The sequence below is a fragment of the Enterobacter sp. ECC-019 genome, assembly GCF_043974075.1.
Lineage (GTDB): Bacteria > Pseudomonadota > Gammaproteobacteria > Enterobacterales > Enterobacteriaceae > Enterobacter > Enterobacter asburiae_D.
The window spans coordinates 4,272,461-4,288,878 of sequence record NZ_CP143759.1; the positions used below are offsets into that span (position 1 = coordinate 4,272,461).

General features: G+C 54.2%; 10 protein-coding genes, 1 tRNA gene and 3 rRNA genes. 7 read left to right on the top strand and 7 right to left on the bottom strand.

The genetic code is table 11. From position 1 onward, the window contains the following. The first annotated feature begins 37 nt into the window (after positions 1-37). Entirely contained in the window at positions 38-1,366 is a 1,329-nt protein-coding gene (srmB, locus tag V1566_RS20160; protein ID WP_023308854.1) for an ATP-dependent RNA helicase SrmB, read from the top strand. A 50-nt stretch (positions 1,367-1,416) separates the two neighbouring features. Here srmB and grcA read toward each other — a convergent pair whose 3' ends face one another. Then, positions 1,417-1,800, bottom strand: coding sequence for an autonomous glycyl radical cofactor GrcA (grcA, locus tag V1566_RS20165; RefSeq protein ID WP_008502190.1), 384 nt, complete (start codon positions 1,798-1,800; stop codon positions 1,417-1,419). Positions 1,801-2,113: 313 nt separating this feature from the next. Between grcA and ung the strand changes: the two genes are divergently transcribed. After that, positions 2,114-2,803 (top strand): uracil-DNA glycosylase, encoded by a 690-nt coding sequence (gene ung, locus V1566_RS20170; protein ID WP_395304446.1) that lies wholly within the window; start codon positions 2,114-2,116, stop codon positions 2,801-2,803. A 40-nt stretch (positions 2,804-2,843) separates the two neighbouring features. On the opposite strand, the gene V1566_RS20175 is transcribed toward ung, so the two are convergent. Continuing rightward, positions 2,844-3,974 (bottom strand): tRNA/rRNA methyltransferase, encoded by a 1,131-nt coding sequence (locus V1566_RS20175; protein ID WP_395304447.1) that lies wholly within the window; start codon positions 3,972-3,974, stop codon positions 2,844-2,846. Positions 3,975-4,178: 204 nt separating this feature from the next. Here V1566_RS20175 and trxC point away from each other — a divergent pair, with 204 nt between their 5' ends. The 5 genes from trxC (at position 4,179) to V1566_RS20200 (ending at position 9,900) form a co-directional block, all read left to right on the top strand. Continuing rightward, a complete protein-coding gene (gene trxC / locus V1566_RS20180) occupies positions 4,179-4,598 on the top strand; it encodes a thioredoxin TrxC (RefSeq protein ID WP_023308858.1) in 420 nt (139 codons plus the stop codon). 69 nt (positions 4,599-4,667) lie between these two features. Next, entirely contained in the window at positions 4,668-5,366 is a 699-nt protein-coding gene (locus V1566_RS20185; RefSeq protein WP_395304448.1) for a tRNA-uridine aminocarboxypropyltransferase, read from the top strand. A 35-nt stretch (positions 5,367-5,401) separates the two neighbouring features. Then, positions 5,402-8,065 (top strand): protein lysine acetyltransferase, encoded by a 2,664-nt coding sequence (pat, locus tag V1566_RS20190; RefSeq protein ID WP_395304449.1) that lies wholly within the window; start codon positions 5,402-5,404, stop codon positions 8,063-8,065. 110 nt (positions 8,066-8,175) lie between these two features. Beyond that, positions 8,176-9,531, top strand: coding sequence for a CDP-diacylglycerol--serine O-phosphatidyltransferase (gene pssA, locus V1566_RS20195; RefSeq protein ID WP_023333068.1), 1,356 nt, complete (start codon positions 8,176-8,178; stop codon positions 9,529-9,531). 45 nt (positions 9,532-9,576) lie between these two features. Beyond that, positions 9,577-9,900 (top strand): YfiM family lipoprotein, encoded by a 324-nt coding sequence (locus V1566_RS20200; RefSeq protein WP_024908611.1) that lies wholly within the window; start codon positions 9,577-9,579, stop codon positions 9,898-9,900. Here the strand turns inward: V1566_RS20200 and V1566_RS20205 are convergent. From V1566_RS20205 to V1566_RS20225, 5 genes are all read right to left on the bottom strand, one after another. Further along, positions 9,897-11,192, bottom strand: a complete 1,296-nt coding sequence (locus V1566_RS20205) for an MFS transporter (RefSeq protein WP_029741120.1) — start codon at positions 11,190-11,192, stop codon at positions 9,897-9,899. The two genes, V1566_RS20200 and V1566_RS20205, sit on opposite strands and share 4 nt — an antisense overlap. 209 nt (positions 11,193-11,401) lie before the next feature. Continuing rightward, positions 11,402-11,517: ribosomal RNA gene (gene rrf, locus V1566_RS20210) — 5S ribosomal RNA — on the bottom strand. A gap of 74 nt (positions 11,518-11,591) precedes the next feature. After that, a 23S ribosomal RNA gene (locus V1566_RS20215) occupies positions 11,592-14,497 on the bottom strand. 192 nt (positions 14,498-14,689) lie between these two features. Then, positions 14,690-14,765 (bottom strand) — tRNA-Glu (locus V1566_RS20220). 85 nt (positions 14,766-14,850) lie between these two features. After that, positions 14,851-16,390: ribosomal RNA gene (locus tag V1566_RS20225) — 16S ribosomal RNA — on the bottom strand. The 16S, 23S and 5S rRNA genes sit together here with 1 tRNA gene alongside, the layout of an rRNA operon. Positions 16,391-16,418: the final 28 nt, after the last annotated feature.

The window sequence follows — 16,418 nt, forward strand, 5'->3', positions numbered from 1 at the left end:
TAACGTCTATAATCAGCGCCCCACACAGAGGTAGAACATGACTGTAACGACTTTTTCCGAACTTGAACTCGATGAAAGCCTGCTCAATGCACTTGAGAGCAAAGGCTTTACACGCCCGACCGCCATTCAGGCAGCGGCCATTCCGCCTGCGCTTGAGGGCCGCGATGTGCTCGGTTCTGCGCCAACCGGCACGGGGAAGACAGCAGCCTATTTGCTGCCTGTGTTGCAGCATCTGCTCGATTTTCCACGTAAAAAATCTGGCCCGCCGCGTATTTTAATCCTGACGCCAACGCGCGAACTGGCAATGCAGGTTGCCGATCACGCGCGTGAACTCGCGGCAAATACTCATCTGGATATCGCCACCATCACCGGCGGCGTTGCGTATATGAACCACGCCGAAGTGTTCAGCGAAAACCAGGACATCGTCGTTGCGACGACGGGACGCCTGCTGCAGTACATTAAAGAAGAGAACTTCGACTGCCGCGCGGTTGAAACGCTGATCCTCGACGAAGCCGACCGCATGCTGGACATGGGCTTCGCACAGGATATCGAGCATATTGCCGGGGAAACGCGCTGGCGTAACCAGACGATGCTGTTCTCTGCCACCCTCGAAGGGGAAGCGATCAAAGACTTCGCAGAGCGTCTGCTGGAAGATCCGGTTGAAGTCTCGGCGACGCCGTCCACCCGTGAGCGTAAGAAGATCCACCAGTGGTACTACCGCGCGGACAACCTCGAACACAAGGTCGAATTGCTGAAACACCTGCTGAAGCAGGAAGATGCTCTGCGCACAATCGTGTTTGTGCGTAAGCGCGAGCGCGTGCACGAGCTGGCTGAAATGCTGCGTAACGCCGGGATCAACAACTGCTATCTTGAAGGCGAGATGGCGCAGATCAAGCGTACCGAAGGCATCAAGCGCCTGACCGACGGTCGCGTTAACGTGCTGGTTGCGACTGACGTTGCCGCGCGTGGGATCGACATCCCGGACGTCAGCCACGTCATTAACTTCGATATGCCGCGCAGCGGAGATACCTACCTGCACCGTATTGGCCGTACCGGCCGCGCGGGCCGCAAAGGGATTGCGATTTCACTGGTCGAAGCGCATGACTACCTGCTGCTGCAGAAGATTGGCCGCTATGTTGATGAGCCGCTGAAAGCGCGCGTCATTGACGAACTCCGCCCGACCACACGCGCGCCGAGTGAAAAGATGACGGGTAAACCGTCCAAGAAAGCGCTCGCGAAACGTGCTGAGAGAAAAGAGAAAGAAAAAGAGAAACCGCGCGTGAAGCAGCGCCACCGCGATACCAAAAATATTGGTAAGCGCCGTAAGCCAAGCTCTGCCGCACCAGAGACGAAAACTGAAGAGTAAAAAAAAGCCGGGGATTTCCCCGGCTTTTTTATTCCCCCCTGCTGAAGCCGTTACAGGCTTTCAGTAAAGGTACGGGCGATAACGTCGCGCTGCTGTTCTGGAGTCAGTGAGTTAAAGCGAACCGCATAGCCGGACACGCGGATAGTTAGCTGTGGGTATTTTTCAGGGTGCTCAACCGCGTCCATCAGCGTTTCGCGGCGCAGTACGTTTACGTTCAGGTGCTGACCACCTTCCACGCGCACTTCCGGCTTCACTTCCATTGGAATTTCACGGTACTCGATTTCGCCCAGTTTGCTCACCGGCACGATTTCATCTTCAGCAAAACCCGCTTTCGCAACGACACAGCGCGCTTCGTTTTTCTCGCTGTCCAGCAGCCAGAAAGAATTGAGCAGATCGTCATTTGCAGCTTTAGTAATCTGGATACCTGTAATCATGTGTTGCCTCCCTAGGCTACATTAACTGATGTCGGCCTCTCGCGGCCAATTGGTAAAACCATTGTTTCTTGTGTGTATATATATCATTCACACCCCGGTGATTTATTGATTTAAATCAACAAAAACACCAACCACATAAAGAGTGTGGTTTGAATTTATTGTTTTAGATCAATTTCGCAACCTTACCAACTCAACTTTCCCTGCATCTTTTCAAAATAAATTTAGCCACTTAGCGCACTTTTCAGCGTGTAATTTTGCTCACCGGGGTTAAACAGGTAAGCTAGTCACAGATTGAGATTCGCAGGAGAGCGAGATGACAACACCTTTAACCTGGCATGACGTGCTGGCAGAAGAAAAGCAGCAGCCTTATTTTATCAATACGCTCAGCACCGTTGCCGCTGAGCGTCAGTCCGGACAGACGATTTACCCGCCGCAGAAAGATGTGTTCAACGCCTTTCGCTACACCGAACTGAGCGATGTGAAAGTGGTCATTCTGGGCCAGGATCCCTATCACGGCCCTGGGCAGGCGCATGGGCTGGCGTTTTCCGTCCGTCCGGGCGTGGCTATCCCCCCTTCTCTGCTCAACATGTATAAAGAGCTTGAGGGAACCGTGCCCGATTTTACCCGGCCAAACCACGGCTACCTGGAAAGCTGGGCGCGCCAGGGCGTGCTGTTACTGAATACGGTGCTTACCGTACGAGCGGGCCAGGCGCACTCGCACGCCAGCCTTGGGTGGGAGACCTTTACCGATAAAGTCATCAGCCTTATCAACGAGCATCGTGAAGGGGTCGTGTTTTTACTCTGGGGTTCTCACGCGCAGAAGAAAGGGGCGATTATCGATCGTCAGCGTCATCACGTGTTGAAAGCACCGCATCCGTCACCGCTGTCTGCTCATCGCGGTTTCTTTGGCAGTAATCATTTTGTTCTGGCGAATGAATGGCTGGAAAAACGTGGCGAAACGCCAATTGACTGGATGCCTGTATTACCGGCAGAGAGCGAGTAGGATTTGAATGTGCCGGGTCAGGCCCGGCACATTAAGAGGCTTATGCCTTGTTCTGACGCCACCACTCGGCCAGCAGTACGCCGGTCGCAACGGATACGTTCAGACTTTCCACATTGCCTGTTCCGTCGATAGAGACGCTCAGATCCGCACTGGAGAGCGCCGCGTCAGACAGACCATCGCGTTCCTGACCTAATACCAGCACCATTTTACGCGGCAGCGTCGCTTTAAACAGCGGCGTACCGGAATGGCTCGAGGTAGTCACGATGGAATAGCCCGCTTTACGGAACTGCTCAAGGGCATCCAGAACGCTGTCGCCGGTGATCGGCTGTACGTGCTCGGCTCCGCCTTCCGCAGTACGGATCGCGGCACCGGATTCCAGCAGCGCGGCATCCTGCAACAGCACGCCTTTCACGCCAAAGTGCGCGCAGCTGCGCATCATTGCGCCCAGGTTGTGCGGGTTACCCACATCTTCCAGCGCCAGCACGCAGTCATCGGCATCCGCCTGGCTGACCCACTGCTGCACGGTCGTGCCATTACGTTTTTTGATCAGGAAGCAGACGCCGCCGTGGTGTTCAGTACCGGACGCTTTGGTCAGCTCGGCATCATCCACGACGTGGTAGGCTTTACGGTTCGCGGCCATCCAGCGCAGCGCTTCTTTAAATCGCGGGGTCACGCTCTGGATAAACCAGGCGCGGACGATACACTCAGGACGGCTCTGGAACAGCGCCTGGCAGGCGTTTTCGCCATACACGCGGGTCTCTTCCGCACGCTGACGGCGCAGCACTTCCGGGTCGATAAAGCTTTTACCGCTGATACCGCCGTGATCGGCTTTTTCCGGCGTCTCATCGCCAGGGGCGCGAGAAACGGTGCGCCACGGGGAGGCGTTATCGCGTGAGAAGTCATCACGCGGACGATCGTCGCGTGGACGGTCACTGCGTGGGCGGTCGGAACGCGGACGGTCATCGCGTTTGCGATCGTCACGTTTGCGGTCATCACCGCGGGTATTTTTGTCATCGCGGGCGGGGCGACGGCCACCGTCTGCACGAGAAGACGCCGGACGCCCGCCACCTTTTCCGGTACGCGGATTTTGGGTGCGTTTATCAGAGTCATCATCACTGCGGACATACATCACTTTGACCTTGCCGCTTTTGTTTTTCATTTCGTCGTTCATGCTTTTCTCCACCAGCGCTGCGCGAAGCGCGCAGATTACCCGATGTGCCAGCGCATAGCCATAATTTCGTACAAAAGCCTGTGACTATTGTTCTCATTGAATAAAACGCATTGTTGTTTCAAACAGGCTCATTGATAATATGTAACATATTAGAAACATTATCGGCGTTCTGCCGCTGTCCCACGGCTCTATCAGAGGTTAGTTATGAATACCGTATGTGCCAACTGTCAGGCTCTTAATCGCATTCCGGACGATCGGATGGAAGATGGTGCGAAATGCGGACGTTGTGGCCATGAATTATTTGATGGCGATGTCATTAACGCGACGGGTGCTACGCTGGACAAACTCCTCAAGGACGATCTTCCTGTCGTGATCGATTTCTGGGCGCCCTGGTGCGGCCCATGCCGTAGCTTCGCGCCGATCTTCGAAGATGTGGCCGAAGAACGCAGCGGAAAAATGCGGTTCGTTAAGGTCAATACCGAAGCCGAACCCGAACTGAGCGCGCGTTTTCGTATTCGCAGCATCCCGACCATTATGATTTTCAAAAATGGCGAAGTGATCGATATGCTCAACGGTGCGGTTCCAAAAGCGCCTTTTGAAAGCTGGTTAAACGAGTCGCTGTAACATTCACGGGGCACATCTTGTGCCCCGCTCCCGCCTCTGCGAAAATAATGTTTTTCCTGCATTTCGCCCATGACTGATAACGCTGTCCTTAAATTACGCGCCGAACGCCTTGCGCGCGCCACCCGACCGTTCCTCGCCCGAGGCAACCGTATTCGCCGCTGTCAGCGCTGCCTGCTGCCGCTGAAGGTTTGTCTGTGCGAGACGCTGGCTCCAAATACGGCGGAGAGCCGTTTTTGTCTGGTCATGTTCGATACCGAGCCGATGAAACCCAGCAATACAGGGCGTCTTATCGCCGATATTCTGCCGGATACGGCCGCGTTTCAGTGGTCCCGTACGGAGCCACCTCAGGCCCTGCTCGATTTAGTGGCAAGCAAGGACTATCAGCCGATGGTCGTTTTCCCTGCTTCATATGCAGGCGTGGATCGCCAGGTGCTTTCGGTGCCGCCATCCGGTAAACCACCGCTGTTTATTATGCTGGACGGTACCTGGACCGAAGCGCGGAAAATGTTTCGCAAAAGCCCCTATCTCGACGCGCTGCCGGTGATTTCTGTCGATCTTTCCCGCGTCTCCGCCTACCGCCTGCGTGAAGCGCATGCTGAAGGGCAATACTGCACCGCCGAAGTGGCCATTGCGCTTCTGGATTTAGCGGGAGACACCGCTGCGGCTGGGGCTCTTGGCAACCATTTCTCATGCTTCCGGGAGCGCTATCTGGCGGGAAAAACCGTTCATAAGGGCAGCGTCACAGCACTCGAGCCAGAAAGCGTTTAAAATCATCAGGTCGCTTGCATTCACAGGAGGCCTGCATGAGCCAGCGAGGGTTAGAAGCGCTACTTCGTCCTAAATCCATTGCCGTCATCGGCGCATCAATGAAACCGGATCGTGCTGGCTATCTGATGATGCGCAACCTGCTGGCCGGTGGGTTTAATGGCCCCGTCATGCCCGTCACGCCGGCTTATAAGGCCGTTCAGGGGGTGCTTGCATGGCCTGACGTACAAAGCCTGCCTTTCGTGCCGGATCTTGCCGTACTCTGTACAAACGCGAAGCGTAACCCGGAACTGCTGGAATCACTCGGCAAGAAGGGGTGTAAAACCTGCATTATTCTCTCGTCCCCCCCTGAACAGAAAGCCGAGCTCCTGGCCTGCGCCAGCCGCTATCAAATGCGCATTCTTGGGCCAAACAGTCTGGGCCTGCTCGCCCCCTGGCAGGGGCTGAATGCCAGTTTCTCCCCGGTTCCAATCCGCAAAGGCAAACTCGCGTTTATCTCGCAGTCGGCTGCGGTATCGAACACCATCCTCGACTGGGCGCAGCAGCGTGAAATGGGATTCTCCTACTTCATTGCCCTGGGCGACAGCCTGGATATCGATGTTGATGAACTGCTGGATTTTCTGGCGCGTGACAGCAAAACAAGTGCGATCCTGCTTTATCTTGAGCACCTCAGCGACGCGCGTCGTTTTGTCTCGGCTTCACGAAGCGCTTCGCGCAATAAGCCGATCCTGGTGATTAAAAGCGGACGAAGCCCTGCGGCACAGCGTCTGCTGCATTCGCATTCCGGCATGGATCCCGCCTGGGACGCCGCCATCCAGCGCGCGGGGTTGCTGCGGGTGCAGGATACGCACGAGCTTTTTTCCGCCGTTGAGACGTTAAGCCATATGCGCCCGTTGCGCGGTGAGAAATTAATGATTGTCAGTAACGGTGCAGCCCCTGCCGCGCTCGCGCTGGATGAGCTGTGGCGGCGCTTCGGCAAGCTGGCAACGCTGAGTGAAGAGACGCTGCAACGCCTGAAAGAAGCGCTTCCGACCAGCGTGACGCCCGGCAATCCGCTTGATTTGCGCGATGACGCCAGCAGCGACCGTTATATCAGGGCGATCTCCATTTTGCTGGATAGCCAGGATTTTGATGCGCTGATGATTATCCACTCCCCCAGCGCGGTCGCGCCGGGCAGCGAAAGCGCGCGCGCGCTCATTGACGCCGTGCGCAACCATCCGCGAGGCAAATATGTCACCCTGCTCACCAACTGGTGCGGTGAATTTTCCTCTCAGGAGGCGCGGCGCTTGTTCAGCGAGGCCGGGCTGCCAACCTACCGTACGCCGGAAGGCACCATTACCGCGTTCATGCATATGGTGGAATATCGCCGCAACCAGAAACAGCTGCGTGAGACGCCGGCTTTGCCCGGGAATCTGACGGCGAACACCGTCGACGTTCACCGGTTGTTGCAGCAGGCCATCGATGAAGGCGCGACGTCGCTTGATACACATGAGGTCCAGCCCATTCTGGGTAGCTACGGGATGCAAACCCTGCCGACCTGGATCGCCAGCGACAGCGCTGAGGCCGTGCATATTGCCGAGCAAATTGGCTATCCGGTGGCTCTGAAGCTCCGCTCCCCGGATATCCCGCATAAGTCTGATGTTCAGGGGGTTATGTTATATCTGCGTACCGCGACTGAGGTGCAGCAGGCAGCTGATGCCATCTTCGACCGGGTCAAAATGGCCTGGCCGCAGGCAAGGATCCACGGATTGCTGGTGCAAAGCATGGCCAACCGCGCTGGGGCTCAGGAATTACGGGTGGTGGTCGAACACGATCCCGTCTTCGGCCCGCTCATCATGCTGGGGGAAGGTGGCGTTGAGTGGCGCCCGGAGGAGCAGGCGGTGGTCGCTTTACCGCCGCTGAACATGAACCTGGCGCGCTATCTGATCATCCAGGCGATTAAAAGTAAAAAGATCCATGGCCGGAGCGCGCTGCGTCCGCTTGATATTGCCGGGTTAAGCCAGTTCCTGGTGCAGGTGTCTAACCTGATTGTGGATTGTGCCGAGATCCAACGGCTGGACATTCATCCCCTGCTCGCCTCCGGTAATGAGTTTACGGCGCTGGACGTGACCCTGGATATCGCACCCTTCGAAGGAGACAGAGAAAGCCGTCTGGCAATCCGCCCGTATCCCCTGCAACTGGAGGAGTGGGTTGAGATGAAGAATGGGGAACGCGCCTTGTTCCGCCCCATTCTGCCGGAAGATGAGCCCCAGCTGCGGACCTTTATCTCTCAGGTCACGAAAGAGGATCTTTATTATCGCTATTTTAGTGAAATCAACGAATTTACCCACGATGATTTAGCCAATATGACCCAGATCGACTACGATCGAGAAATGGCATTTGTTGCCGTTCGTCGCTCCGATAAGGGGGATGAGATCCTCGGCGTCACGCGTGCTATTTCTGACCCGGATAACGTTGATGCGGAGTTTGCGGTGCTGGTGCGCTCCGATCTTAAAGGCCTGGGTCTGGGAAGACGGCTGCTGGAAAAACTCATCAGTTATACGCGAGATCACGGATTGTTACGCCTCAATGGCATTACTATGCCTAACAATCGCGGTATGGTGACCCTGGCGCGAAAACTTGGGTTCGACGTTGATATTCAGCTGGACGAAGGTATTGTGGCCTTGTCCCTCAGCCTGACATCAGCAGAGAAACGCGAGTAAGCTACTGGAAATGTTACCCACTTTGGACGGGACTGGTGGTATCATTGTCCGCTTATGTTGTTTGCATGGTACAGACAACCCTTCAATGAACAGAGAAGAAACGCACTGTGATGTTGTCAAAATTTAAGCGTAATAAACATCAACAACACCTTGCTCAACTACCGAAGATTTCTCAGTCAGTTGATGATGTAGAGTTCTTTTACGCTCCCGCTCATTTTCGGGAGACGCTTCTGGAAAAGATTGCCAGCGCCACGCGACGCATTTGCATTGTGGCGCTGTATCTTGAACAGGATGAAGGCGGGCGCGCGATCCTGAACGCGCTCTATGAAGCCAAACGTCAGCGCCCGGAACTCGATGTTCGCGTGCTGGTAGACTGGCATCGCGCTCAGCGTGGCCGTATTGGCGCTGCCGCGTCAAACACCAATGCCGACTGGTATTGCCGCACGGCGCAGGAAAATCCTGGCGTTGATGTGCCTGTTTATGGCGTCCCGGTTAATACCCGTGAAGCGCTCGGCGTTCTCCATTTCAAGGGCTTCATCATTGATGACAGCGTGCTTTACAGCGGCGCAAGTCTGAATGATGTTTACCTTCATCAGCTCGATAAATACCGCTACGACCGCTACCATCTGATCCGTAATCCGCAGATGGCCGATATCATGTTTAACTGGGTTGATAAAAACCTGGTCCATGGACGCGGTGTTAATCGCCTTGACGATCCCGAACGTCCTAAAAGCCCGGAAATCAAAAACGATGTTCGCGCCTTCCGCCAGGAGTTGCGTGATGCGGTCTATCATTTCCAGGGCGATGCGAACAACGAAGAGTTATCCGTTACCCCGCTGGTAGGGCTCGGCAAATCAAGCCTGCTCAACAAAACGATCTTCCATCTGATGCCGTGCGCGGAGCAGAAACTCACCATCTGTACGCCGTACTTCAACCTTCCTGCTGTGCTGGTGCGTAATATCATTCAGCTGTTGCGCGACGGTAAAAAAGTGGAAATCATCGTTGGTGATAAAACCGCAAACGACTTCTTCATTCCTGAAGATCAGCCGTTCAAAATCATCGGTGCGCTGCCTTATCTCTATGAGATTAACCTGCGCCGTTTCCTGAGCCGTTTACAGTATTACGTCAACACTGACCAGCTGGTTGTGCGTCTCTGGAAAGATGAAGACAACACATACCATCTGAAAGGAATGTGGGTCGACGATGAGTGGATGCTGCTGACCGGTAACAACCTGAACCCACGCGCATGGCGACTGGATCTGGAAAACGCTATTCTGATCCATGACCCGCAGCATGAGTTAGCCGCAAAACGTGAACGTGAGCTGGAGCTGATTCGCACACATACCACTGTGGTTAATCATTACCGCGAACTGCAGAGCATTGCCGATTATCCGGTGAAAGTCCGCAAGCTTATCCGCCGCTTACGTCGTATCCGTATCGACCGACTTATCAGCCGTATTCTGTAATGTCCAGGCCCTGCCACTCGCAGGGCTTTTTTATAGGGCCCGTTGATGCGTATTCCTCTGTTATTGAGCGTCTTCTTTCTGAGTGGCTGTAGCCATATGGCCAACGATAACTGGTCCGGACAGGATAAAGCACAGCATTTCCTCGCTTCTGCGATGTTGTCCGCAGCCGGTAATGAATATGCGCAGCATCAGGGATACAGCCGGGATCGTAGCGCGGCGATAGGGTTGATGTTCTCAGTCGGCCTTGGGGCATCAAAAGAACTGTGGGATAGCCGCCCCGCAGGGAGCGGCTGGAGCTGGAAAGATTTCGCCTGGGATGTCGCCGGCGCAACGACCGGCTATGCCGTGTGGCAGATGGCGCGCTATTAAAGTCGAATGCCTTTCCCTTTGCGATGCAGCATCAGGGAAACAATAAAGGCCAGTGCGCCCATTATCGTTACGTACCAGAAGAATGTCGTTTCACTTCCCCATGATTTAAGCGACAACGCAACGTACTCCGCCGATCCGCCAAATAGCGCATTAGCAACCGCATAAGAGAGCCCTACCCCTAAAGCACGGACCTGCGCCGGGAACATTTCAGCTTTCAGTATCCCGCTGATAGAGGTATAGAAACTGACAATCACCATCGCCAGCATCACCAGCGCAAACGCGGCATACGGAGAAGTCACATGCTGAAGGGCAGACAGAATAGGTACGGTACATAACGCCGACAGCCCGCCAAAAATCAGCATCGACGTACGTCGACCGATTTTATCCGAGAGTGCACCGATAATGGGTTGTATGAGCATAAAGACAAACAGCGCCACGGTCATGACTACGCTGGCGACGTTTGCGTGCATGCCGGTAGTGTTCACCAGGTACTTCTGCATATAGGTGGTGAACGTGTAGAAACTGAGAGAGCCGCCCGCAGTAAAGCCCAGCACCATAAGGAAAGCTTTGCGGTTACGCCATAATCCTTTGAATGTTCCCGCCTCCTTCAGCGTTCTGACTTCCTTCTGAGAGGTTTCATCTAACTGACGGCGTAGCCAAAGTGCGACAACTGCCAGTACAGCGCCCATCGCGAAAGGAATTCGCCATCCCCAGGCATGAAGTTGTTCGTCCGTCAGAATCTGCTGCAGGATCACCACCACAAGAATGGCCAGCAGTTGACCACCAATCAGCGTGACGTACTGGAATGAGGCGTAAAAACCTTTACGGCCTTCCAGTGCAATCTCACTCATGTAGGTCGCACTGGTACCGTACTCACCGCCCACTGATAATCCCTGGAATAAGCGGGCCAGTAAAAGTAGCGCCGGTGCCCAGGTACCAATCGATTCATATCCCGGTAAGCAGGCAATCACCAGAGAGCCAAAGCACATCATACACACCGAGATCAGCATAGAAGCCTTACGCCCGCGGCGATCCGCAATACGGCCAAACAGCCAGCCCCCGATGGGTCGCATCAAGAATCCTGCGGCAAATACCCCTGCAGTTTGAAGCAGCTGCGTTGTGGTGTTGCCGGAGGGGAAGAAGATATGTGCGAAGTAAAGTGAACAGAATGAGTAGACGTAAAAGTCGAACCATTCAACCAGATTCCCTGAAGAGGCGCTGACGATTGCCCATACCCTTCTTCGGGTATCACTGTTGGCCAGCGTCCCGTTTGATGTAATGCTTTCTGTCATTGTGATTATGCTCCTGCCATAAACAGCGGCGTATTGAGCCAGGAGACTCAATTACCTCGTAAATGAAATGTTATAATTTTGTTATAAATAACATTGAGACAGCGATCACACATTCCATTAGCAGGATAAGGGATTAAGAGAAAGGCCAGAGAGCGAAAGCACAAAGCAAAAAACCCCGCACCTTACGGTACGGGGTTCTTCTAATTGATGCCTGGCAGTTCCCTACTCTCACATGGGGAGACCCCACACTACCATCGGCGCTACGGCGTTTCACTTCTGAGTTCGGCATGGGGTCAGGTGGGACCACCGCGCTAAAGCCGCCAGGCAAATTCTGTTAATCTGTATCAAAGCTGAAATTTGATTGTCTGTCTCTCGTCGCCGAAACAGCTTCGGCGTTGTAAGGTTAAGCCTCACGGTTCATTAGTATCGGTTAGCTCAACGCATCGCTGCGCTTACACACCCGACCTATCAACGTCGTAGTCTTCAACGTTCCTTCAGGACCCTTAAAGGGTCAGGGAGAACTCATCTCGGGGCAAGTTTCGTGCTTAGATGCTTTCAGCACTTATCTTTTCCGCATTTAGCTACCGGGCAATGCCATTGGCATGACAACCCGAACACCAGTGATGCGTCCACTCCGGTCCTCTCGTACTAGGAGCAGCCCCCCTCAATTCTCCAGCGCCCACGGCAGATAGGGACCGAACTGTCTCACGACGTTCTAAACCCAGCTCGCGTACCACTTTAAATGGCGAACAGCCATACCCTTGGGACCTACTTCAGCCCCAGGATGTGATGAGCCGACATCGAGGTGCCAAACACCGCCGTCGATATGAACTCTTGGGCGGTATCAGCCTGTTATCCCCGGAGTACCTTTTATCCGTTGAGCGATGGCCCTTCCATTCAGAACCACCGGATCACTATGACCTGCTTTCGCACCTGCTCGAGCCGTCACTCTCGCAGTCAAGCTAGCTTATGCCATTGCACTAACCTCCTGATGTCCGACCAGGATTAGCTAACCTTCGTGCTCCTCCGTTACTCTTTGGGAGGAGACCGCCCCAGTCAAACTACCCACCAGACACTGTCCGCAACCCGGATTACGGGTCTACGTTAGAACACCAGCCATTAAAGGGTGGTATTTCAAGGGCGGCTCCACGCAGACTGGCGTCCACGCTTCAAAGCCTCCCACCTATCCTACACATCAAGGACCAGTGTTCAGTGTCAAGCTATAGTAAAGGTTCACGGGGTCTTTCCGTCTTGCCGCGGGTACACTGCATCTTCACAGCGAGTTCAATTTCACTGAGTCTCGGGTGGAGACAGCCTGGCCATCATTACGCCATTCGTGCAGGTCGGAACTTACCCGACAAGGAATTTCGCTACCTTAGGACCGTTATAGTTACGGCCGCCGTTTACCGGGGCTTCGATCAAGAGCTTCGCGTTGCCGCTAACCCCATCAATTAACCTTCCGGCACCGGGCAGGCGTCACACCGTATACGTCCACTTTCGTGTTTGCACAGTGCTGTGTTTTTAATAAACAGTTGCAGCCAGCTGGTATCTTCGACTGATTTCAGCTCCACCCGCAGGGGCTTCACCTACATATCAGCGTGCCTTCTCCCGAAGTTACGGCACCATTTTGCCTAGTTCCTTCACCCGAGTTCTCTCAAGCGCCTTGGTATTCTCTACCTGACCACCTGTGTCGGTTTGGGGTACGATTTGATGTTACCTGATGCTTAGAGGCTTTTCCTGGAAGCAGGGCATTTGTTACTTCAGCACCGTAGTGCCTCGTCATCACACCTCAGCGTTAATAAGGTACCGGATTTACCTGGAACCTCCGCCTACATGCTTAAACCGGGACAACCGTCGCCCGGCTAACATAGCCTTCTCCGTCCCCCCTTCGCAGTAACACCAAGTACAGGAATATTAACCTGTTTCCCATCGACTACGCCTTTCGGCCTCGCCTTAGGGGTCGACTCACCCTGCCCCGATTAACGTTGGACAGGAACCCTTGGTCTTCCGGCGTGCGGGCTTTTCACCCGCATTATCGTTACTTATGTCAGCATTCGCACTTCTGATACCTCCAGCACCCCTCACAGGACACCTTCAACGGCTTACAGAACGCTCCCCTACCCAACAACGCATACGCGTCGCTGCCGCAGCTTCGGTGCATGGTTTAGCCCCGTTACATCTTCCGCGCAGGCCGACTCGACCAGTGAGCTATTACGCTTTCTTTAAATGATGGCTGCTTCTAAGCCAACATCCTGGCTGTCTGTGCCTTCCCACATCGTTTCCCACTTAACCATGACTTTGGGACCTTAGCTGGCGGTCTGGGTTGTTTCCCTCTTCACGACGGACGTTAGCACCCGCCGTGTGTCTCCCGTGATAACATTCTTCGGTATTCGTAGTTTGCATCGGGTTGGTAAGCCGGGATGGCCCCCTAGCCGAAACAGTGCTCTACCCCCGAAGATGAGTTCACGAGGCGCTACCTAAATAGCTTTCGGGGAGAACCAGCTATCTCCCGGTTTGATTGGCCTTTCACCCCCAGCCACAAGTCATCCGCTAATTTTTCAACATTAGTCGGTTCGGTCCTCCAGTTAGTGTTACCCAACCTTCAACCTGCCCATGGCTAGATCACCGGGTTTCGGGTCTATACCCTGCAACTTAACGCCCAGTTAAGACTCGGTTTCCCTTCGGCTCCCCTATACGGTTAACCTTGCTACAGAATATAAGTCGCTGACCCATTATACAAAAGGTACGCAGTCACACCACGAAGGTGCTCCCACTGCTTGTACGTACACGGTTTCAGGTTCTTTTTCACTCCCCTCGCCGGGGTTCTTTTCGCCTTTCCCTCACGGTACTGGTTCACTATCGGTCAGTCAGGAGTATTTAGCCTTGGAGGATGGTCCCCCCATATTCAGACAGGATACCACGTGTCCCGCCCTACTCTTCGAGTTCACAACCTGTGTGCTTTCGTGTACGGGGCTGTCACCCTGTATCGCCGGACTTTCCAGACCGTTCCACTAACACACAAGCTGATTCAGACTCTGGGCTGCTCCCCGTTCGCTCGCCGCTACTGGGGGAATCTCGGTTGATTTCTTTTCCTCGGGGTACTTAGATGTTTCAGTTCCCCCGGTTCGCCTCGTTAACCTATGTATTCAGTTAACGATAGTGTGTCGGAACACACTGGGTTTCCCCATTCGGACATCGCCGGGTCAAAGGTTCATATCACCTCGCCGGCGCTTTTCGCAGATTAGCACGTCCTTCATCGCCTCTGACTGCCAGGGCATCCACCGTGTACGCTTAGTCGCTTAACCTCACAACCCGAAGATGTTTCTTTCGATTCATCACCGACTTGCGAAAATTTGAGAGACTCGAACACACCTTAAAGATGTGTCGTTTCAATTTTCAGCTTGATCCAGATTTTTAAAGAGCAAATATCTCAAACGTCACCCGAAGATGAGTTTTGAGATATTAAGGCAGGTGACTTTCACTCACGAACCAGCAAGTGGCGTCCCCTAGGGGATTCGAACCCCTGTTACCGCCGTGAAAGGGCGGTGTCCTGGGCCTCTAGACGAAGGGGACACTGAAGTCTCAATCGCAAGACGCCTTGCTATTTACTTTTCATCAGACAATCTGTGTGAGCACTACAAAGGCAGGTTCTTTAAGGTAAGGAGGTGATCCAACCGCAGGTTCCCCTACGGTTACCTTGTTACGACTTCACCCCAGTCATGAATCACAAAGTGGTAAGCGCCCTCCCGAAGGTTAAGCTACCTACTTCTTTTGCAACCCACTCCCATGGTGTGACGGGCGGTGTGTACAAGGCCCGGGAACGTATTCACCGTAGCATTCTGATCTACGATTACTAGCGATTCCGACTTCATGGAGTCGAGTTGCAGACTCCAATCCGGACTACGACGCACTTTATGAGGTCCGCTTGCTCTCGCGAGGTCGCTTCTCTTTGTATGCGCCATTGTAGCACGTGTGTAGCCCTACTCGTAAGGGCCATGATGACTTGACGTCATCCCCACCTTCCTCCAGTTTATCACTGGCAGTCTCCTTTGAGTTCCCGGCCTAACCGCTGGCAACAAAGGATAAGGGTTGCGCTCGTTGCGGGACTTAACCCAACATTTCACAACACGAGCTGACGACAGCCATGCAGCACCTGTCTCAGAGTTCCCGAAGGCACCAAAGCATCTCTGCTAAGTTCTCTGGATGTCAAGAGTAGGTAAGGTTCTTCGCGTTGCATCGAATTAAACCACATGCTCCACCGCTTGTGCGGGCCCCCGTCAATTCATTTGAGTTTTAACCTTGCGGCCGTACTCCCCAGGCGGTCGACTTAACGCGTTAGCTCCGGAAGCCACGCCTCAAGGGCACAACCTCCAAGTCGACATCGTTTACGGCGTGGACTACCAGGGTATCTAATCCTGTTTGCTCCCCACGCTTTCGCACCTGAGCGTCAGTCTTTGTCCAGGGGGCCGCCTTCGCCACCGGTATTCCTCCAGATCTCTACGCATTTCACCGCTACACCTGGAATTCTACCCCCCTCTACAAGACTCTAGCCTGCCAGTTTCGAATGCAGTTCCCAGGTTGAGCCCGGGGATTTCACATCCGACTTGACAGACCGCCTGCGTGCGCTTTACGCCCAGTAATTCCGATTAACGCTTGCACCCTCCGTATTACCGCGGCTGCTGGCACGGAGTTAGCCGGTGCTTCTTCTGCGGGTAACGTCAATCGACAAGGTTATTAACCTTATCGCCTTCCTCCCCGCTGAAAGTACTTTACAACCCGAAGGCCTTCTTCATACACGCGGCATGGCTGCATCAGGCTTGCGCCCATTGTGCAATATTCCCCACTGCTGCCTCCCGTAGGAGTCTGGACCGTGTCTCAGTTCCAGTGTGGCTGGTCATCCTCTCAGACCAGCTAGGGATCGTCGCCTAGGTGAGCCGTTACCCCACCTACTAGCTAATCCCATCTGGGCACATCTGATGGCAAGAGGCCCGAAGGTCCCCCTCTTTGGTCTTGCGACGTTATGCGGTATTAGCTACCGTTTCCAGTAGTTATCCCCCTCCATCAGGCAGTTTCCCAGACATTACTCACCCGTCCGCCGCTCGTCACCCGAGAGCAAGCTCTCTGTGCTACCGCTCGACTTGCATGTGTTAGGCCTGCCGCCAGCGTTCAATCTGAGCCATGATCAAACTCTTCAATTTAAGTTTGATGCTCGTGAATTAAACTTCG